Below are 17727 nucleotides of genomic sequence, written 5' to 3' on the forward strand. Positions count from 1 at the left end.
ACCGGATCCGGAAGAGGGGGAACCATGCAGCAGCGATTCCTGGGCCGTTCGGGGCTGCGCGTCAGCGAGCTCTGCCTCGGCACCATGACCTTCGGCCAGGACACCGACGAGGCCGAGGCGCACCGCGTCCTCGACACCTTCACGGAGGCCGGCGGGACGTTCATCGACACCGCGGACGTCTACCAGCGGGGTGTCTCCGAGGAGATCATCGGCCGCTGGCTGAAGGGGCGTCGCCGCGACGAACTCGTCATCGCCACCAAGGTGTTCGGCACGATGGGCGAGGCGCCGAACGCGGGCGGGCTGAGCCGCAAGCACATCGTGCGGGCCGTGGAGGAGAGCCTGCGGCGGCTCGGCACGGACCACATCGACCTGTACCAGACGCATGTGTGGGACGCGACGACGCCGGTGGAGGAGACGCTCTCCACACTGGACACGCTGGTGAAGGCGGGAAAGGTCCGCTATCTCGGCGCGAGCAACCTCTCCGCGTCCCAGCTCCAGCGCTCCCAGGACCTGGCCCACCGCAACGGCTGGGAGCCCTACGTCAGCCTCCAGCCGCTCTACAACCTGCTGGCGCGCGAGGTCGAGTGGGAGCTCACCCCGGTGAGCCTCGCGGAGGCGTCGGCATCATCCCGTGGAGCCCGCTCCAGGGAGGCTGGCTGACGGGCAAGTACCGGCGGGGCATGACGGCGGTGGAGCCCGGCACCCGCGAGGCCCGCTACCAGCAGGAGCTGGGACGCGAGGCCTGGCGGGAACGGGACAACGAGGAGACCTGGCGGGTCGTCGAGGCGGTCGTCGCGGTCGCCGATGAGGCCGGGCGCACGCCCGCGCAGGTCGCCCTGCGCTGGCTGCTCGGACGCCCCGGGGTCACGGCACCGATCGTCGGGGTGCGCACGGTCGCGCAACTGACCGACGGCCTCGGCGCGGCGGGCTGGGAGCTGACACCGGACCAGACGGCGCGGCTGGACGGGGCGAGCGAGCGTCCGCTGCCCTATCCGTACGACGTGCTGCACCGGTTCCGCGCCCGCGAGCCGCAGGACTGAGGGCCGGGGGCCGGGCAGTGGGGCCTACTCGACGATCGCCAGTTCGCGCGCGGTCGTGTTCAGCCGCCTGCCCCCGCTCTCCGTGACCGTGACGATGTCCTCGATACGGACGCCGAACCGGCCCGGGAGGTAGATGCCCGGCTCCACGGAGAAGCACATCCCGGGGACCAGCGGCTGCTCCCCGCCCTCGATCATGTAGGGCGGCTCATGGGTGGTGACGCCGATGCCGTGGCCGGTGCGGTGGATGAAGCGTTCGCCATAGCCGAATTCGGTGATGACGGCACGGGCCGCCCGGTCGATGTCCTGGCAGGCCGCCCCGGGCCGCACGGCACGGCAGCCGGCCTCCTGCGCCTCCCGTACGACGTCGTGGACCCGCTGCTCCTCGGCGGTGGGTTCGCCGACATGGACCGTACGGGAGGTGTCGGAGCCGTAGCCGTGCTTCAGCCCGCCGAAGTCCAGGACGACCATGTCACCGCCCTCGATGGTGCGGTCGCCCGCCTCATGGTGCGGGTTGGCGCCGTTGGGGCCGGATCCCACCACGGTGAAGTCGACCTGGGAGTGCCCGTGCTCGATGAGCAGCGCGGCCAGGTCGGCGGCCACCTCGCTCTCCCGCCGCCCCGAGAAGCGGACCTTCAGGATCTGCTCGTACGTCGCGTCGGCGGCGGCCCCGGCGGCGGCGAGCCGTTCCAGCTCGGCCGGGTCCTTGACCGCCCGCAGCATGGGCAGGGCGTCGGTGAGCGAGGCGTAGGAGGTGTCGGGCAGGAGCTTGTGGAGGGCCAGCAGGTGCAGCGCCCAGGCGTTGTCGCTGATCCCGAACCGGCCCTTGGCGTGCAGGAGTCCGGCGGTCAGGGTGTAGGGGTTCGCGGCGTCGGTCCAGTCCCTCAGGGTGAGGGCCGGGGCGCCTGCCGCGCGTTCCGCGTCGGCCGCCTCCAGGGCCGGGACGACGAGCACGGGGTCGTGACCCGCCCTCAGGACGAGCAGGGTGAGGCGCTCGGTGTCCGCGGTCGGCCGGTAGCCGGTGAGGTGGACCATGTCGGGGCCCGGCGCCACGAGGACACCGGCCAGGCCTGCGGCTTCGGCGGACTCGGCCGCGCGGGTCATCCTGGCCCGGTAGTCGTCGGCGGTGAAGGGCACGGGCTGGTCGGTGCTGGGCATGAGGACCTCCTGGCGGGGACGCGGCACTCAGCATCCTGCCCGGCCGGACGCGAGCGTGATTCCGGGCGCGCCGCACCCGGTTCAGCGCAGCCGTACGACGAGGTCGGCGCGGTCCCGGTGCCGCTCGACCAGCCGGGCGTTGCGCTCGTCGGATCCGGCGACCCAACGCTCGGCGTACGGGCGCGGCTTGCCGAAGCGCACATGCCGGTCCACGAGCCGGCTCACCCGCAGCCCCGGATCGGCGTCCAGGAACCACACCTCGTCCAGCAGACCGCGCACCGGCGCCCAGGGGCCCTCGTCCAGCAGCAGGTAGTTGCCCTCGGTCACGACGAGCGGGATGTCCGGGGCGACGCACACGGACCCGGCGACCGGCTCCTCCAGCGCCCGGTCGAAGGCGGGCGCGTACACCGGGTCCTGGCCTCCGGGGTGGCGCAGCCGCCGGAGCAGGGCCGCGTAGCCGGCGGCGTCGAAGGTGTCGGGGGCGCCCTTGCGGCCGGCCCGGCCGAGGCGTTCCAGCTCCGCTCCGGCCAGGTGGAAGCCGTCCATCGGGACGAGGACCGCGCGGCCGCCGAGCCGTTCGGTGATGCGGGCGGCCAGCGTGGACTTCCCGGCGCCGGGCGGCCCCGCGATCCCGAGGATGCGGCGGCCGCCGGTGGCGGCGAGACCGCGGGCCCGGTCCGTCAGCGTGGCAAGGTCGCTCGTGTCCATGGCGGGCATTGTCCCCAAACAAAAAGGGAAGGCGTTAGTGTTACGTATAACTCATGCAGCGTCCGCACACCGACGAGGTTCCCCATGTCCCACATCGCCCTGGTCACGCTGGTCGTCCGCGACTACGACGAGGCCCTCGCCTTCTACACCGACGCCCTCGGGTTCGAGTTGGTGGAGGACACGGACCGGGGCGACGGCTCCCGCTGGGTGGTCGTGCGGCCGCGGGGCACCACGGGCACGGGACTGCTGCTGGCGCGCGCCAAGGACAGGGCCCAGGAGGCGGCCGTCGGGGCGCAGACGGGCGGCCGGGTCGGCTTCTTCCTGCACACGGAGGACTTCGCGGGCGACCACGAGCGGATGCGGGCGGCCGGCGTCCGCTTCCTGGAGGAGCCGAGGCACGAGACGTACGGCTCCGTCGCGGTGTTCGAGGACCTCTACGGCAACCGGTGGGACCTGCTGCAGCCCGCGTGAGCCCCCAGCGGTCCGCGACCCCCGCTAGGCCGGGCCGGCCGCCGCGCGCAGTGCTTCCAGGACCGGCCTGATCAGCGGGTGGCCCTCGGCGCCCCGGCGTACGGCGGCGAAGACGCGCCGGGTCGGGGCGACGCCCTCCACGGGCCGTACGACGACCCCGCCGAGCTCCGTGCCGCGCAGCGCCGAGCGGGGCACCAGCGCCACCCCCGCGCCCGCCCCGGCCAGCGCGACGACGGCGTGGAAGTCGTCGGAGGAGTGCTCCAGCAGGGGTTCGAAGCCCGCGTACTCGCAGGCCAGGACCACCACGTCATGGCAGGGGTTGCCGGGGTACGGGCCGATCCACACGTCCTTGGCGAGATCGGCGACGGCGACGTGGTCCTGGTCCGCGAGGCGGTGGCCGACCGGCAGCACCGCGTCGAAGGGCTCGGAGTACAGCGGCACCCGGGTCAGCCGCCGGTCGTCGTCACCGGGCGCGCCCCGGTATTCGACGGCGACCGCCACGTCGACCTGCCGGTCCAGCACCATCGGCACGCTGGCGTCGCCCTCGGCGTCCTGCACCCGGACCCGGATGCCGGGGGCGGTGCGGGTGAGTTCGGCGATCGCCGGGGCGAGGACGAGCCCGATCCCCGTGGCGAACGCGGCGACCGTGACCGTCCCCGCGACACCCGCGCTGTAGTCGGCGAGCTCCGCCTCGGCCCGCTCCAGCTGGGCGAGGACCGCGTTGGCGTGGGTCAGCAGGATCTCCCCGGCGACGGTCAGCCGTGCTCCCCGCGCCCCGCGCTCGACCAGCCGGTGGCCGGTCTCCTGCTCCAGGGCGGCGAGCTGCTGGGAGACCGCGGAGGGGGTCAGATACAGCGCGGCGGCCGCGGCGGTCACCGTGCGGTGGTCCGCCACCGCACGGAGAATGCGCAGCCGCCGTGCATCGATCATGCGCCCATGATCCCAGATCGTGAGACGGTTCTACGCCTGCGCCTCCGCCTCCAGCGCGGCCCGGGCGTCGACGAACGCGTCCACCGCGCGGTTGACGTCGTCGGTGGAGTGCGCGGCGGAGAGCTGGACGCGGATGCGCGCGGCGCCCTGCGGGACGACGGGGTAGGAGAACCCGATCACGTACACACCGCGCTCCAGGAGCAGCTCCGCCATCCGGCCCGCCTTCGCGGCGTCGCCGATCATCACGGGGGCGATGGCGTGGTCGCCGGGCAGGATGTCGAAGCCCTCCCCGGTCATCCGGGAGCGGAAGAGCGCGGTGTTGGCGGCGAGCCGCTCGCGCAGGTCGCCCGCGGACTCCAGCAGGTCGATGACCTTGAGGGAGGCGGCGGCGATGACCGGGGCGAGCGAGTTGGAGAAGAGGTACGGGCGCGAGCGCTGGCGCAGCAGCGCGACGATCTCGGCGCGCGCGGCGACGTAACCGCCGGACGCGCCGCCCAGTGCCTTGCCGAGCGTGCCGGTGATGATGTCGACGCGGTCCATGACCCCGTGCAGTTCGGGGGTGCCCCGGCCGCCGGGGCCGACGAAGCCGACGGCGTGCGAGTCGTCGACCATCACCATGGCGTCGTAGCGGTCGGCGAGGTCGCAGATCTCGGCCAGCGGGGCGACGTAGCCGTCCATGGAGAAGACGCCGTCGGTGACGACGAGCCGGCGACGGGCCCCGGAGGCCTCCTTGAGCTGCTGCTCCAGGTCGGCCATGTCGCGGTTGGCGTACCGGTACCGCTTCGCCTTGGAGAGGCGGATCCCGTCGATGATGGAGGCGTGGTTCAGGGCGTCGGAGATCACCGCGTCCTCGGGGCCGAGGAGCGTCTCGAAGACTCCGCCGTTGGCGTCGAAGCAGGAGGAGTAGAGGATCGTGTCCTCCTGCCCGAGGAAGGCGGAAAGCCGCTGCTCCAGCTCCTTGTGGACCTCCTGGGTGCCGCAGATGAAGCGGACGGAGGCCAGCCCGTAGCCCCAGCGGTCCAGCGCCTCGTGGGCGGCGGCGACGACCTCGGGGTGGTCGGCGAGGCCCAGGTAGTTGTTGGCGCAGAAGTTGAGCACCTCACCGGCGCGGCCTCCGGCGGTGACGGCGACGGTGGCGGACTGCGGGGTGCCGATCACACGCTCGGGCTTCTGGAGCCCGGCGTCGCGGATCTCGTCGAGGGTGGTGCGCAGGTCGTCGCGTACGGAGTCGAACATGTGGGTCTCTCCCAGGTGGATACAGGTGCGTACGAGGAGCTTCGGGGCGCGGAGCTTCAGGCGGACCAGTCGAGCAGGACCTTGCCGCCGAGACCGCTCGCGGCGTCGTCGAACGCGGCCTCGAAGTCGCGGTAGCCGTACCGGCCGGTGATCACCGGGGCGAGGTCGAGCCCGCCCTCCAGGAGTACGGACATGGCGTACCAGGTCTCGTACATCTCGCGGCCGTAGATGCCCTTGATCGTGAGCATCGAGGTGACGATGCGGGACCAGTCGACGGGGAATTCGGCGGACGGCAGTCCGAGCATCGCGATCCGGCCGCCGTGCGTCATGTTCGCGATCATGTCCCGCATGGCCTCGGGACGTCCGGACATCTCCAGGCCGATGTCGAAGCCCTCACGCAGGCCCAGTCGGCGCTGGCCGTCGGCGATGGTCGCGCCGCCGACGTTCAGGGCGAGGTCCACCCCGACCTTCCTGGCCAGGTCGAGCCGGGCCTCGCTGACATCGGTGATGACGACGTTGCGGGCGCCCGCATGGCGGGCGACGGCGGCGGCCATGATGCCGATGGGGCCCGCACCGGTGATCAGCACGTCCTCGCCGACCAGCGGGAAGGACAGCGCCGTGTGCACGGCGTTGCCGAACGGGTCGAAGATCGCGGCGACGTCGAGGTCGACCTTGTCCCGGTGCACCCAGACGTTGGACGCGGGCAGCGCCAGGTACTCGGCGAACGCCCCGTCCCGGCCGACCCCGAGCCCGAGGGTGGAGCGGCACAGGTGCCGGCGCCCGGCGAGACAGTTGCGGCACTTCCCGCAGACCAGGTGGCCCTCGCCGCTGACCAGGTCGCCCACCTCGATGTCGACGACGTCCGCGCCGGTCGCGGCGACCTCGCCGACGAACTCGTGGCCCAGCACGAGCGGGGTGCGCACGGCCTGCTGCGCCCAGCCGTCGTAGTCGCGGATGTGCAGGTCGGTGCCGCAGATCCCGGTGCGCAGCACCTTGATCAGCACGTCCCCGGGGCCGGTCTCCGGCTCCGGCACGTCCATCAGCCACAGTCCCGGCTCGGCCTTGTGCTTCACGAGTGCCTTCACGGCTGCGGCTCCCTGTACCTGGTGACGGCCCCGGGCCGGGGGCATGCCGAAGGCGGCCTGCGGCCCGGGGTGCTCGGGGGGTGACGGCGGACGATGCAGGGCAGACGCGTAGGCCGTCCCACCGGCCACAGGCGCTGCTCGCTGCCGTCACGGAGACACTGCCGCACACCGGAGCCCAGGTCCATCGAGGATTTCTTAAGCGCCGCCGCAGCTGCGCTTCACGCCGTCGCACGGGGCCCGCCCGGGACGGGGTTCCGGCGGGCCGCTGCGCCCGCGGGACGGGCGGGACCCAGGTGTGACGTGACGGAGTGACGGGTGCCGTGCGTTCAGGGCCGGGGCCAGGGCCGTCCGTCGAGGGCCTCGATGTCGCTGTTGAAGCGCTTGAGGTACGCGGCGAAGCCGGCGACCTCGTCGGGCGACCAGCCGGCCATGACCCGTTCGAGGCCGCTGATGTTCCCCTCGCGCTCCGCGTCGAGACTGCGTTCACCCGCACCGGTGATGCGGAACTTCCGGGCGATACCCCCGTCGGGGTCCGGGATGCGTTCGACCAGACCGCCCCGCAGCATGGCGGCGGTCTGCCGGTTCAGGGTGGAGGCGTCGAGACCGAAGGCGTCGCTGAGCTGCCCGATGGACATCGGGCCTTCCATACGGATCCGGCTCAGCAGGGTGTACGCGCTGCGGTCGAGGTGCCCGCCGCCCCGCCGTGACCGGGGTGCGCCCGGCTGGAGGTGCCGCCCGAGGAGCATCGTCTCGAACTCGATCAAGTGCGTCGGCTTGTCCACGGTCTCTCTCTCGACCGCGTTCGCGGCACCTCGGGGCTTCCCCCGCACATATACCATCCGGCTCCCGCCGGGATGACACCGCGTTTAAGTATGTTGACATACCTATCCTTCCGTACCTATGCTGCGGGGGTGCCCGACCCCACCCCGCCCGCCCAGGAGATCGACCGCGTGGCCTCCGCGCTCGTGGCGTCCCTGCCTGCGCTGCACCGGGGTCTGGAGCGGCAGGTGGCGCACGGGTTTCCGCACCCCCGGCTGCCCGACGGCCAGCTGGCCCTGCTGTTCCTCGTCGAGGAGCGCGAAGGGATCACCGTCAGGGAGACGGCCGAAGCGCTCCTGATGAAGCCGAACAACGTCAGCGCACTCGTCTCCCAGCTCACCGACCTGGGACTGCTGGAGCGCCGGCAGGACACCGCCGACAGGCGGGTCGCCCATCTGCACCCCACGCCCACGGCCCGGGAGAGGCTCGCCGAGGCGCGTGCGCTCAAGGAGAGCCATCTGGCACGGGTGCTGCACACGCTCACCGAGGGAGAGCTCGACGCCCTCGGTGCGGCCCTGGGCGCGCTGACGTCACTGAACCGGCACCTCCACTCCCCCGCCGGCTGACCACTCCGCCGGTCATCGCCGTGCCCCGGTTCCCGGGCGCGGCCGGTTCCCCTGGCGTGGCCGCCGCGCGGCCCTCGTAGCCGGGGCACCTCTTCTCGTCGTCCGACGTTTCACAGACAAGGCTCACGCATGTCCTCCACCACCGTGGACCCCTCCGCCCTGCCCGAGAGCAGTCCACCCGACGTGCACCGGGGCAGGCGCGGCAACCCCTGGCTGACGCTGATCGCCGTGGCCGTCGGCCTGTTCATGGTCAACCTCGACTCCTCCGTCGTCGCGATCGCCAACCCGGAGATAGGCCGGGACCTCGGCGCGTCCACGGCCGACCTCCAGTGGGTCACCAACGCCTATCTGATCGCCATGGCCGCCCTGTTGATCCTGGGCGGCAAGCTCGGTGACCGCTTCGGGCGGCACGCGGTCTACATGGCGGGCACCCTCGGCTTCACGCTGGCCTCGGTGGCGATCGCCCTCTCCGGTTCGATCGAGGGCGTCATCGCCTTCCGCGCGGTCCAGGGCCTGTTCGCCGCCCTGCTGATCCCCAACACCCTCGGTCTCCTGCGGGCGGTCTTCCCGCCGCGGAAGTTCGGCATGGCCGTGGGCCTCTGGGCCATGGTGGCGTCCTGCTCCACCGCGCTCGGCCCGATCGTCGGCGGTCTGCTCATCGAGCACGTCAACTGGGAGTCGGTCTTCTACATCAACGCCCCCATCGGCGTCGCCGCGCTGGTCTTCAGCCTGTTCGTCCTGCCGAAGAGCAAGGACTCCACCGGGCACCACCGCTTCGACGTACCGGGCGTGGTCCTGCTCGCCGTCGGCCTGGTCGCCCTGATCTTCGGCGTGGTCAAGGGGGAGACCTGGGGCTGGGCCTCCGCCGGAACGCTGGGATCGATCGCCGCGGGCCTGGTCGTGCTGGCCGGCTTCTGCTGGTACGAGACCCGGCTCGCCCACCCGCTGCTGCCGATGCGGCTCTTCCGTAACCGCTCGCTGGCCATCGGCGCGATCGTCACCGCGGTCAACTTCTTCGTGATGCTCGGTGTCATCTTCTTCGTGATGCTGTACCTGCAGAACGTGCGCGGCTTCTCCCCGGTCGAGGCCGGTGTCCGCACCCTGCCGTTCAGCCTGGCCACCGTGGTGGCGGCGCCGCTCGGCGCCGCCCTGACCCAGCGCTTCGGCCCGCGGGTCACCATGCCGGTCGGCATGGCCCTCCAGACCGCGGCCGCCCTGTGGATGCTGACCTGGGACGCCGGTTCCTCGTACGCCTCCCTGTGGCCGCCGTTCCTCGCGATCGGCCTGGGCGTCGGCATCGTGATGTCCGCGTCCTCCGACGCCATCGTCGGCAACGCGCCGAGGAAGGACGGCGGGGTGGCCGGCGGGCTGCAGGCCACCTCGCTGCAGATCGGCGGCGCGCTCGGCACGTCCGTGCTGGTCTCCCTGATCAGCTCGAAGGTGGGCTCCACCCTGACCGGCGAGCTGACCTCGGCCGGCGTCCCGGCCGGCACGGCGGCGGGCTTCGAGGAGGCCAAGGACGCGGTGTCCATGGGCGTCTCACCCGTCTCGGCCGACATGCCCGCGCAGCTGAGGGCCGCCGTGATCGAGGGCAGCGGCAACGCGTTCATGAACGGCATGCACACCGCCGTGATCGTCACCGCGGCCCTCTGTGCCGCGGGCGCGCTGCTCGCCGGGTTCGGCATGCGCCGCCGCACCGCACCGGAGGGCTCGGAGGACTGAGACCGGCCCCGGACGGGTGGGAGAGCGCGTTTCCAGGCGCTCCGCACCCGGCCGGGCGGCGTCAGGACAGCGGTGCGAACTCCCTGATGGCCTCGGTCAGCGGCCCGGGCCGGTCCTCGGGGATGAGCGTGAAGCTGTCGGCGATCTCCACCAGTTCGCCCTTCGGCAGCATCTCCGCCAGCCTCCGGCCGTGCTCGGGCGGCATGACCTTGTCCTCGGCCGCCCAGACGACGAGCGCGGGCCGGTCGAACGTACGCAGCGCCTCCGCCCACCCCAGCAGCACGTCCCGGGGCGGCACCCCGACGATGTACGCCCGCAGGTCCCGCCGGATCGCCGCGGAGGTCCACAGGGGCCGGAGCCAGTCGTCCATCACGTCGTGCGGGACCGGCCGCTTGCTCATCCACCCCCAGGTCGGGGGCAGTCTGCGCATCGGCTTCAGCTTCAGCAGCGCGAAGGCCAGCCGCAGCCCGCCGGGCGTCCTGGCCGCGACGGCCAGATTGCGGCCGGGCAGACCGGGCGGATAGTTGTCGAACGCCTCGCAGGAGGTGATGACCAGCCGGCCGATCCGCTGGTCCCGGCCCTCCGCGACGAGGGCCTGGGCCCCGCCCCAGTCGTTCATCACCAGGGTGACGTCGTGGAGGTCCAGCTCCTCCAGGAACTCCGCCACCAGATGGGCGACTCCGAGCACCGTCAGATCGGCGTCCGGGCGCATCGGCCTGCGGTGGGCGCCCAGCGGCAGTGTGGGCACGACGCACCGGTAGTCGGGGCGCAGCCCGGCGACGACGTGACGCCAGAGCGAACCGTTCATCGCCACCCCGTGGAGCAGGACCACCACGGGCCCGTCGCCACCGGTGTCCTCGTACTCCACCACTCCCGCGGAAAGCGTCACGTCGGTCATACGGCCAACCTAGGGCGTCCTGCTGCCGCGTGCGGCCCAACGGGGCGTCAGGGCTTGATAGCGTCGCCCGCACGACTACGGAAAGCTCCCCGCCGGGGTCGTCGCTCCGCCGGGCCGGGCCGCACCGACAGGGCGGCGAGCGGCGGCCGGTGCGTGTGACGGGGACGCACGTGGCAGGGACGATGAGGGCCTACGCATGAGCCTCCCGCAGTTGCACTACACCTCCGTCACGCCCGGGGACGGGGAGCCCGCCGGCAGGTTCACCGCCGTGGACCCCGCGATACCCGGGCCGGTGCGCGCGGAGGCCGCGCCCCTCCTCGCGTACGACGCTCCGGCGGGCACTCCCGACCGGCTCCCCGATGCCCAACTCCGGGCGCTGCCGGTGGCGTTCGGCTTCGTCCTGCTCTCCGACGGCAGCCATCTGCTCAGCCGTACGGTGGCCACGGGTGCGGGCGGGTTCCACGCCCACGCCGTGCACCTCCTGCCCGGTACGCCGATACCCGGCCGGGTGCTCCCGGTCGCCGCGTGGGGTGGCGCGGGGTGGCTCTCCACGACGCCCGACCGCATGCCGCCCGATCCCCTGACCTCCATGGTCACCGCGCACGGGCCGTCGCGGGGGCTCACCAGGGAGGGCCTCGGTGACTTCGCCGTGGCCCGCAGTCCGTGGCTCGCCGCCGTGCTCAGCGATCTGCGCCGCGTGAGCGAGGACCCGTCCGCGCCGCCCGTCGTGCTCGTGGAGCGGCAGAGCGCCGATGTGGTCCGGTGGGTCGCGCTGGCCACGGCCGTGCTGCCCAGGGAGCATGCCGAGCGGCTGACCTTCACGACGTACACCCGGCAGCCCGGGCGCACCACGCACCAGGTCATCGGGGTCCTTCCCGAGGACGCGCCCGATGCCCGCGATCCCCGCTTCCGCGTGCACGCCGCCTCCGGTCCGCGCCCCTCCGGGACGGTGGACGACGCCTGGGCGGGGACGGCCGCCCGGATCTGGCGCAGCCGGTCCCCCGAGCTGTTCCGGGAGGCGGCGGAGCTGCCGGGCGAGCCGTTCGCCGCCGGGCCGCTCGCCGTCACGGCGCTCGGCGCCGGCATCGCGCTCGGGTCCGAGGAGCGGGCGGCGGCGGCCGACTGGGCGGCCGAGCGGCCGTACGCGCTGGACGAGAAGCGCACCCGGCAGCTGACCGACGCGCTGACCGCGCCCGCCGACGACCGTACGGCCGCCGAGTGCGCCGCGGCGCTCCGGCTGCTGACGGCGCTCGACGGCCGCTGCCCCGCGTCCGTGACCGCGCCGCTGGCCGCGCTGCTGGTCACGGAGGCGGTACGGGGCAGCGATGTGTTCCTGGAGCCGCCCGCGCGTTCGGCGTTCGAGGAGCCCGCCGGGGAGCGCGTGCTCGCCGCGCTGGTCGAGGAGCTCGGCGACGAGGTGCTGGCCGAGCTCTCCGCCGGGGTGTCCGGAGGTGTCGCACGAGCCGTGCAGCTGCTGCGGATCGTCCGGCTGCTGGGTGTCGACTGCGCGGAGCTGCTTCCCGGCGCGGTGGGCCGGCTGGCGCGCGCGCTGCTCGACGGCCCCGAGCCGGGCGAGTGCCGTGCGCTTCCCGACCTGCTGGACGAGCAGTTCGACGTCCGTACGGCGCTCCTGGGCGAGCTGGACCGGCTCGCCCCGGACCGCCCGGCGGACACGGAACGTCTGCTGACCCTGGTGTCCCTCCCTTTCACGGGGACGCAGGCGCTGCCGCATCTGCGGATGTGCGCGGAGGCGCCCGGGGCGAAGGCACGGGGCGCCGACCGGGTCGAGATCCTGCACACGGTGCTGCGTGCGGCGGGCATGTCGCCGTTCGCCGAGCCGCTGGTGCTGCGGACCGCCGTCGGCCTGGTGTGGGGCGAGGACACCCCGACCGCGGGTGAGGCCAGGTCGCTGCTGGGCGAGACCACGTCCGACGCCCACCGGACGGCCGGCACCTGGGCACGCCTGGTCGACGCCGCGCTCGCCGCGCCCTGCGACGACGAGGACGCCGCCGAGCTCGCCCACGACCTGCTGCAAGGCTTCCCGCAGGAGATCGGCGCCCGGGTACGCGCCTGCCTGATGCTGCTGGACTTCGCCCGCGACCTCCGCGCGGGAACGGCGGAACCCGGCTGGGCGGACCACGCCCGTACGCTCCGCAGCCGCGCAGAACCGGCGGAGCCCCTGGCCCTGGAGCACGCCTTCGGCGCACTGTGCGACCGACTGCTCGCTCCCGGCCGGCCGGGCGACGAGCTGTACGCGTTCGTGCACAGCGGGGACGAGGACCTGATCGCGGCGTACGGCAGGGCGGCCCGCCGCGACACGGTCCTGGCGCTGCTGCGGGCGGATCCCGCGTACGTGGCGGACTGCTTCACCGTATGGAACGCCCACCCGCACGCGGGCGGCGACTGGACCCGGACGAGGACCGCGCTGCTGGAGGAGGTGCTCCGCCCCGCGGTGCGCGCCCTGTCCCCGGAGGAGCTGGCGGGGGTGGAGGAGGCCGTGGAGCGTGAGGGGAGCAGCCGCACCCTGGAGGCGTTCCGGGCCTGGAACCGGCCGTCCCGCTCGCTGGGGCGCCTCGGCAGGCGCATCGCGGGGCGGGTGCGCAGGACGTGACGAGGTCGTGGTGCGCCCTTGGCGGCAGGTACCGTGGGACGTTCTGATCTCGTGTGCCTCCTGACGGGCTGCGTGACACCCAGGAGGAGACGGCATGACGACGAACCGCGGACGTAAGGACGTCATCCGGGACCGGATGGCCGCGACCGGCGAGTCGTACAACGTCGCCGCGCGGAACCTCAAGGCGATGAAGGACATGGGGGCGACCCGTGAGGCCCTGCTCGTCCAGCGGTGGCGGCCCGCGGAGTCGCTGGACGTGCCGTGCCCCTGCGGCGGTACGTGTGAGCCGGGCGAGACGTGCGATCACTGCCACGCCCGGCACCGGCATGTGAAGCGCTACCCGGGCAGCGTCACCGAGGTCGAGGTCTGGGCGGACCGCTACGAGTGCATGGGCTGCTCGTCCTCGTACACGCTCACCGTCCACCTGGCGGGACGTCCGTGGGGTGTGGCCGAGACCGTGGTGCAGGGCGGTGCGGCCGAGGAGGTCGTGCGGGCCCGGGTGTTCCCCGGGGTGGCGCACCCGCTGCTGCGGGCCGAGGCGGCCGCGGAGTCCGGGTCCGACGAGGACTAGGGTCCTTCGTCGGGATCGCACCGGACGAGGCTGCGGATGAAGGCGGAACAGGTGGCGGACGGAAGCGACAGCGGTTCACGGGCGCCGGGGACACCGGGAGCACCAGCACCGGGAGCGCCGGCTCCGGCCTCGCTCAGCGCGCGGGCGCGTGAAGCCGTCCTCCAGCGCATCGTCGACCGGCGTTACGCGCAGGGCGCCCGCCTCGTCGAGCGGGAGGTCGCCGAGGAGCTCAGCATGTCCCGCGTGCCCGTGCGCGAGGCTCTGCGCGCGCTGGTCGCGGAAGGCCTGTTGGAGCTGCTCCCCCACAGCGGCGTCCGGGTGCGCCGCCTCGAATACGCCGATGTCGAGCACCTGTACGAGGTCTGGGAGCCGCTGGCCGTCCAGGCGTCGCGGCTCGCGGCCCGTGCCGTGACGGCGGGCCGGACCGGCGGGCTGGCCGTTCTCGAAGCCACCCTCCGCCAGGCCGAGTCGGCCGCCGCGTCGGACGAGGGGACGCGCGAGGTGGCCGCCCACACCGCCTTCCACGAGGGCGTCGTGGCGATGTCGGGCAATCCCCTGCTGGCACGCACCATGGAGCAGCTGAGCTGGCAGCTCCGGCTGCTGTTCGGCATGCGCGAGGAGCCCGCCCGCATGCGGGCCCAGCACGCGGAGATGTTCCGGCACATCTCCGCCGGCGACGTGGAGGCCGCCGTGGCCTGCACCCTCCTGCATGTGCGCGACAGCCGAGCGGTCGCCCTGCGCTCACTCTTCGGCGACGCCTGACGCCTGGCAGGGGCCTGCAGATCGCAGCTTGTATACCAAGCCGGATCAATGGGGTGCCACCTCGGGCTCCGATGACCTCAAATCCCGCATTCCTGCCCTTCGGCGACATGACCCTTGCCCGTGGTCCGATGCTTGGTATACAAATTCCGGTAGCCATCGGCCCACCTGGTGCGGGGCGAGTGCCTGCCCCAGGTCGTCGTGGACATGCCCCGACGGGACATGGTCGTGCACGGCGGAGCCGTCGTGGCGCGCGACGGGAGCCCGTCGGCCGGAGCCGGCCGCAGTAGCAGCCCCACGGGCCCGGATGTGGCGTGGGTCACCCGAATCGCCTGACCGATCGGTCAGCTCTGACCGATCGGTCAGCTACGGTGGCCCCATGCCACGTCCGCCTTCCGCGATGCGTCGTCAGATCCTCGACGCCGCACTGCGCCTCTTCGCCGAGCACGGCTTCAAGGGAACCTCGCTGCACGACATCGCAGTCGAGGCGCACTGCTCCAAGGCGTCCCTGCTGTACCACTTCGCCGGCAAGGACGCGATCCTCACCGAGCTGCTGACCCCTCCGGCCGAGGGGCTCTCCGCCCTGGGCGAGGAGCTGGCCGCGCTGACCGGCGGTCAGGCCGTCGAAGCCGCCGTCACGGGCTACGTCGGCCTCGCCATGCGCTTCCACCTCGAAATAAAGATCATCTTCGCCGAGCTGCCCGACATGCTCGGCCATCCGGTGCTGGCCGTCATCCCCCGGGCCGTCGACCAGCTCGCGGCCGCGCTGGCCGGCCGTTCGGACGAGCCCCGTGCGCAGGTGACGGCGCAGATGGTGATCGGTGGCGTGGCTGTCACGGTCGCGGCCGGCGTGGATGTCGAGCCCGGCGCGATGCGTGCCGAACTGGTCCAGGGAGCACTGAGAACCCTCGGGCATCCGACCGGCGGAAGCTGACCGAAGCCGTCCCGACCGAAGAGAAAGACGCGTCCTTCGCATGGCCATACTGCTGTACCGGCTCGGCCGGCTGTCCTTCCGGCGCCGAGGGCGTGTCCTCGCCCTCTGGCTCCTGCTGCTTGCGCTGCTCGGTGGGGGCGCCGCGGCCTTCAGCGGGCCCACCACCAGCAAGTTCTCGATCCCCGGCACCGAGTCCCAGAAGGCCCTGGACTCACTCGCCAGGGAGTTCCCGCAGGCGGGCGGCGCAACGGGGACGATCGTCGTCGCCGCGCCCGAGGGCGGGAAGCTCACGCCCGCGGCCGTGGCTCCCGTGACCGGGGAGGCCGCGGAGGTTCCCGGTGTGCTCGCGGCCGTCGACCCCTTCGTCTCCAAGGCCGTCTCGCAGGACGGCCGCTACGCCCTGATCCAGGTGCAGTTCGCGTCCGGTGTCGACGGCATCACCGACGCACAGCGGGAGGCGTTCACCGAGGCGGGTGCGTCCGTCTCCGGTCTGCGGGTCGAGCACGGCGGCGAGATCATGCGGGGCGTGCCGGAGATCGGTTCGACCGAGATCATCGGTGTGGCCGTCGCCGCCCTCGTCCTGGTCCTCACCTTCGGCTCCCTGGTGGCCGCGGGCATGACCCTGCTGAACGCGCTGGTCGGCGTGGCGGCCGGCATGGCGGGGCTGTTCGCCCTCAGCAGCACGGTGGAGCTGACCAGCACCGCGCCCATCCTGGCGCTCATGCTGGGCCTGGCGGTCGGCATCGACTACGCCCTGTTCATCACCTCCCGCTACCGCCACTACCTCCTGGAGGGCATGGACGGGGAGGAGGCGGCGGGCCGGGCGGCCGGGACCGCCGGTTCGGCCGTCGTGTTCGCGGGTGCCACCGTCGTCATCGCGCTCGCGGGGCTCGCCGTCGCCGGGGTGCCCTTCCTGACGGTCATGGGCCTGGCCGCCGCGGCCACGGTCGCTCTCGCGGTGCTGGTGTCCCTCACCCTGCTGCCGGCCGTCCTCGGCTTCGCGGGCGCCCGCGTACTGCCCCGCAAGCAGCGGACCCGGGACCGGGCACCCGCCCCGGCCCCCGCCGGGGCCGAGGCCGGGTTCGGCTTCCGCTGGGGCCGGATCGTGGCACGGCTGCGGGTGCCCGTCCTCGTCCTCGGGGTGGTCGGGCTCGGCGCCCTCGCCCTGCCCGTGCAGGACATGCGCCTGGCGCTGCCCGACGCGAGCACCGAGGCGGTCGGTTCACCCAACCGCGAGGCGTACGACCTGACGACCGAAGGGTTCGGCGAGGGCTTCAACGGCCGGCTGGTCGCCGTGGTGTCGGGCGACACCGCTCGGGCGACCGGGGCGGCGGCCGAGGAGACCGCCGCGCTGATCACCGACACCGACGGGGTGCTGGCCGTCGCCGCCCCGCAGATGAACGAGAAGGGCACCACCGCCCTGCTGGCCGTGATCCCCGAGACCGGCCCGACCGCCGCCGCGACCGAGGACACCGTCAACGAGATCCGTGACCGGGTGGCGGACGTCGAGGGCGCCACCGTCTCGCTGACCGGCGCCACCGCGGTCGGCATCGACGTCTCCGAGAAGCTCGCCGCCGCGCTGCCGGTCTACCTCCTGCTCGTGGTCGGGCTGTCCGTCCTGCTGCTGATGCTCGTCTTCCGGTCGGTCCTGGTGCCCCTCAAGGCGGCCCTGGGCTTCCTGCTGACCATCGGCGCCACCTTCGGGATCACCGTCGCGATCTTCCAGGAAGGCCATCTGGCGGAGCTGGTCGGCCTCGACACGCCCGGGCCGCTGGTCAGCTTCCTGCCCATCCTCCTGATCGGCATCCTCTTCGGGCTGGCCATGGACTACGAGGTCTTCCTGGTCTCGCGCATGCGGGAGGACTTCGTCCACGGCGCCGACGCCCGCGAGTCGGTCATCAGCGGTGTCGGCCACAACGGACGCGTGGTGACGGCCGCAGCGGTGATCATGACGGCCGTCTTCGGGGGATTCGTGTTCATGCCCGACCCGATCATCAAGTCCATCGGGTTCGCCCTGGCGATCGGTGTGCTCGTCGACGCCTTCGTCGTACGAATGGCCCTCGTGCCGGCGGTCATGCACCTTCTGGGACGCGCGGCGTGGTGGCTGCCCCGCCCCGTCGACCGGATCCTGCCCGACCTCGACATCGAGGGCGAGCGGCTGCAGCGGGAGATCCCGGTGCAGCGGGAGCCGGTCGAGCTCGTCAAGACGTGAACGCACCGGT

At 73.0% G+C, this 17727-nt stretch carries 15 protein-coding genes and 1 pseudogene; 9 read left to right on the forward strand and 7 right to left on the reverse strand.

Annotated elements, in window-relative coordinates; translation table 11 throughout:
- The first annotated feature begins 24 nt into the window (after positions 1 to 24).
- Positions 25 to 1040, forward strand: a pseudogene (locus tag ACIRD8_RS12530) (aldo/keto reductase).
- A 24-nt stretch (positions 1041 to 1064) separates the two neighbouring features.
- Here ACIRD8_RS12530 and ACIRD8_RS12535 read toward each other — a convergent pair.
- Positions 1065 to 2195 carry a M24 family metallopeptidase gene (locus tag ACIRD8_RS12535; protein ID WP_403989492.1) on the reverse strand — a complete coding sequence of 377 codons (1131 nt, stop codon included), beginning with the start codon at positions 2193 to 2195 and terminating at the stop codon, positions 1065 to 1067.
- A gap of 81 nt (positions 2196 to 2276) precedes the next feature.
- Positions 2277 to 2903, reverse strand: a complete 627-nt coding sequence (locus tag ACIRD8_RS12540; protein ID WP_403989494.1) for a nucleoside/nucleotide kinase family protein — start codon at positions 2901 to 2903, stop codon at positions 2277 to 2279.
- Between the two features lie 84 nt (positions 2904 to 2987).
- Here ACIRD8_RS12540 and ACIRD8_RS12545 point away from each other — a divergent pair, with 84 nt between their 5' ends.
- Complete coding sequence (locus tag ACIRD8_RS12545) at positions 2988 to 3374, forward strand: VOC family protein (RefSeq protein ID WP_403989496.1); 387 nt, start codon at positions 2988 to 2990, stop codon at positions 3372 to 3374.
- A gap of 24 nt (positions 3375 to 3398) precedes the next feature.
- On the opposite strand, the gene ACIRD8_RS12550 is transcribed toward ACIRD8_RS12545, so the two are convergent.
- The 4 genes from ACIRD8_RS12550 to ACIRD8_RS12565 form a co-directional block, all read right to left on the reverse strand.
- Entirely contained in the window at positions 3399 to 4304 is a 906-nt protein-coding gene (locus tag ACIRD8_RS12550) for a LysR family transcriptional regulator (RefSeq protein WP_403989498.1), read from the reverse strand.
- A gap of 30 nt (positions 4305 to 4334) precedes the next feature.
- Positions 4335 to 5540, reverse strand: coding sequence for a glycine C-acetyltransferase (locus tag ACIRD8_RS12555; protein ID WP_403989500.1), 1206 nt, complete (start codon positions 5538 to 5540; stop codon positions 4335 to 4337).
- 56 nt (positions 5541 to 5596) lie between these two features.
- Positions 5597 to 6625, reverse strand: coding sequence for an L-threonine 3-dehydrogenase (gene tdh, locus ACIRD8_RS12560; RefSeq protein WP_403989502.1), 1029 nt, complete (start codon positions 6623 to 6625; stop codon positions 5597 to 5599).
- A gap of 326 nt (positions 6626 to 6951) precedes the next feature.
- Positions 6952 to 7407 (reverse strand): MarR family winged helix-turn-helix transcriptional regulator, encoded by a 456-nt coding sequence (locus tag ACIRD8_RS12565; RefSeq protein ID WP_403989504.1) that lies wholly within the window; start codon positions 7405 to 7407, stop codon positions 6952 to 6954.
- 129 nt (positions 7408 to 7536) lie between these two features.
- On the opposite strand from ACIRD8_RS12565, the gene ACIRD8_RS12570 reads away from it, so the two are divergent.
- Together ACIRD8_RS12570 and ACIRD8_RS12575 are read left to right on the forward strand one after the other, a co-directional pair.
- A complete protein-coding gene (locus ACIRD8_RS12570; protein ID WP_403989506.1) occupies positions 7537 to 8010 on the forward strand; it encodes a MarR family winged helix-turn-helix transcriptional regulator in 474 nt (157 codons plus the stop codon).
- Positions 8011 to 8139: 129 nt separating this feature from the next.
- Positions 8140 to 9732 carry an MFS transporter gene (locus ACIRD8_RS12575; RefSeq protein ID WP_403989508.1) on the forward strand — a complete coding sequence of 531 codons (1593 nt, stop codon included), beginning with the start codon at positions 8140 to 8142 and terminating at the stop codon, positions 9730 to 9732.
- Between the two features lie 61 nt (positions 9733 to 9793).
- On the opposite strand, the gene ACIRD8_RS12580 is transcribed toward ACIRD8_RS12575, so the two are convergent.
- Positions 9794 to 10630, reverse strand: a complete 837-nt coding sequence (locus ACIRD8_RS12580) for an alpha/beta fold hydrolase (protein ID WP_403989510.1) — start codon at positions 10628 to 10630, stop codon at positions 9794 to 9796.
- Between the two features lie 196 nt (positions 10631 to 10826).
- Between ACIRD8_RS12580 and ACIRD8_RS12585 the strand changes: the two genes are divergently transcribed.
- The 5 genes from ACIRD8_RS12585 to ACIRD8_RS12605 all read left to right on the forward strand — a co-directional run bounded on the left by ACIRD8_RS12585 (position 10827) and on the right by ACIRD8_RS12605 (position 17717).
- A complete protein-coding gene (locus tag ACIRD8_RS12585) occupies positions 10827 to 13241 on the forward strand; it encodes a GTPase-associated protein 1-related protein (RefSeq protein ID WP_403989512.1) in 2415 nt (804 codons plus the stop codon).
- 94 nt (positions 13242 to 13335) lie between these two features.
- A complete protein-coding gene (locus ACIRD8_RS12590) occupies positions 13336 to 13812 on the forward strand; it encodes a hypothetical protein (protein WP_403989514.1) in 477 nt (158 codons plus the stop codon).
- 36 nt (positions 13813 to 13848) lie between these two features.
- A complete protein-coding gene (locus ACIRD8_RS12595; protein WP_403989516.1) occupies positions 13849 to 14574 on the forward strand; it encodes a GntR family transcriptional regulator in 726 nt (241 codons plus the stop codon).
- Positions 14575 to 14950: 376 nt separating this feature from the next.
- Positions 14951 to 15505 carry a TetR/AcrR family transcriptional regulator gene (locus ACIRD8_RS12600; RefSeq protein WP_403989518.1) on the forward strand — a complete coding sequence of 185 codons (555 nt, stop codon included), beginning with the start codon at positions 14951 to 14953 and terminating at the stop codon, positions 15503 to 15505.
- Between the two features lie 40 nt (positions 15506 to 15545).
- Complete coding sequence (locus ACIRD8_RS12605) at positions 15546 to 17717, forward strand: MMPL family transporter (protein ID WP_403989520.1); 2172 nt, start codon at positions 15546 to 15548, stop codon at positions 17715 to 17717.
- Positions 17718 to 17727 lie beyond the last annotated feature (10 nt).

The organism is Streptomyces sp. NPDC102451 (genome assembly GCF_044765485.1).
Taxonomy (GTDB): Bacteria; Actinomycetota; Actinomycetes; order Streptomycetales; family Streptomycetaceae; genus Streptomyces.

Excerpts from the sequence above, each read along its gene's own strand:
- ACIRD8_RS12595 (WP_403989516.1), top strand. The coding sequence starts at position 13,849 with ATGAAGGCGGAACAGGTGGCGGACGGAAGCGACAGCGGTTCACGGGCG.
- ACIRD8_RS12545 (WP_403989496.1), top strand. The coding sequence starts at position 2,988 with ATGTCCCACATCGCCCTGGTCACGCTGGTCGTCCGCGACTACGACGAG.
- ACIRD8_RS12600 (WP_403989518.1), top strand. The coding sequence starts at position 14,951 with ATGCCACGTCCGCCTTCCGCGATGCGTCGTCAGATCCTCGACGCCGCA.
- ACIRD8_RS12585 (WP_403989512.1), top strand. The coding sequence starts at position 10,827 with ATGAGCCTCCCGCAGTTGCACTACACCTCCGTCACGCCCGGGGACGGG.
- ACIRD8_RS12535 (WP_403989492.1), bottom strand. The coding sequence starts at position 2,195 with ATGCCCAGCACCGACCAGCCCGTGCCCTTCACCGCCGACGACTACCGG.
- ACIRD8_RS12590 (WP_403989514.1), top strand. The coding sequence starts at position 13,336 with ATGACGACGAACCGCGGACGTAAGGACGTCATCCGGGACCGGATGGCC.
- ACIRD8_RS12550 (WP_403989498.1), bottom strand. The coding sequence starts at position 4,304 with ATGATCGATGCACGGCGGCTGCGCATTCTCCGTGCGGTGGCGGACCAC.
- ACIRD8_RS12580 (WP_403989510.1), bottom strand. The coding sequence starts at position 10,630 with ATGACCGACGTGACGCTTTCCGCGGGAGTGGTGGAGTACGAGGACACC.
- ACIRD8_RS12575 (WP_403989508.1), top strand. The coding sequence starts at position 8,140 with ATGTCCTCCACCACCGTGGACCCCTCCGCCCTGCCCGAGAGCAGTCCA.
- ACIRD8_RS12540 (WP_403989494.1), bottom strand. The coding sequence starts at position 2,903 with ATGGACACGAGCGACCTTGCCACGCTGACGGACCGGGCCCGCGGTCTC.
- ACIRD8_RS12605 (WP_403989520.1), top strand. The coding sequence starts at position 15,546 with ATGGCCATACTGCTGTACCGGCTCGGCCGGCTGTCCTTCCGGCGCCGA.
- ACIRD8_RS12555 (WP_403989500.1), bottom strand. The coding sequence starts at position 5,540 with ATGTTCGACTCCGTACGCGACGACCTGCGCACCACCCTCGACGAGATC.